The organism is Escherichia sp. MOD1-EC5990 (assembly GCF_002965285.1).
GTDB lineage: Bacteria > Pseudomonadota > Gammaproteobacteria > Enterobacterales > Enterobacteriaceae > Escherichia > Escherichia coli_F.
The window spans coordinates 1-939 of the sequence record NZ_PTRV01000070.1 but is presented as its reverse complement, the minus strand read 5'-3'; the positions used below and the strand labels follow the sequence as shown (position 1 = coordinate 939).

1 pseudogene is annotated in these 939 nt (G+C 53.4%); it reads left to right on the top strand.

The annotated features are described in order from the left end of the window. Window positions 1–861 (top strand): annotated as a pseudogene (tnpC, locus tag BEB42_RS25890) (IS66 family transposase); the annotation flags it as partial. Window positions 862–939: the final 78 nt, after the last annotated feature.

The following is a 939-nucleotide window of genomic DNA, read 5'->3' as shown; positions in this document are numbered from 1 at the left end:
GGATTACTTGCCCGCGTGTTAACGGGAAAATACTGCGAACACCTGCCACTGTATCGTCAGAGTGAAATCTTTGCCCGACAGGGTGTCGAACTGAGCCGTGCATTACTCTCCAACTGGGTTGACGCGTGCTGCCAGTTAATGATGCCGCTGAATGATGCCCTGTACCGTTATGTGATGAATACCCGCAAGCTTCACACTGACGACACACCGGTAAAGATACTGGCACCGGGCCTGAAAAAGACGAAAACAGGGCGCATCTGGACGTATGTCCGGGATGATCGCAATGCGGGTTCGTCATCTCCTCCGGCGGTCTGGTTCGCGTACTCACCGAACCGGCAGGGGAAACACCCGGAGCAACACCTCCGCCCCTTCCGGGGTATCCTGCAGGCGGATGCGTTCACAGGTTATGACAGGCTGTTCAGTGCAGAACGTGAAGGTGGTGCGCTGACAGAAGTTGCGTGCTGGGCCCATGCCCGGAGAAAAATCCACGATGTATACATCAGCAGCAAAAGTGCGACGGCAGAAGAAGCCCTGAAGCGAATCAGTGAACTGTACACCATCGAGGATGAAATACGGGGATTACCAGAGTCAGAGCGTCTTGCAGTCAGACAGCAGCGAAGCAAAGCGTTACTGACGTCGCTGCATGAATGGATGGTGGAGAAGAATGGCACGCTGTCGAAAAAATCCAGACTGGGCGAAGCGTTCAGCTATGTACTGAATCAGTGGGACGCCCTCTGTTATTACAGTGATGACGGACTGGCGGAGACGTACAATAACACAGCGGAAAGAGCGCTTCGTGCAGTCTGTCTTGGAAAGAAAAATTACGTGTTCTTCGGTAGCGATCACGGCGGCGAGCGTGGTGGAGCCTGTTTAAGATTCTGTGTAAATGCCTTTTCTCAGAAGTGACCGTCCAGGCGGTCACCGAACTCGATAATAAAG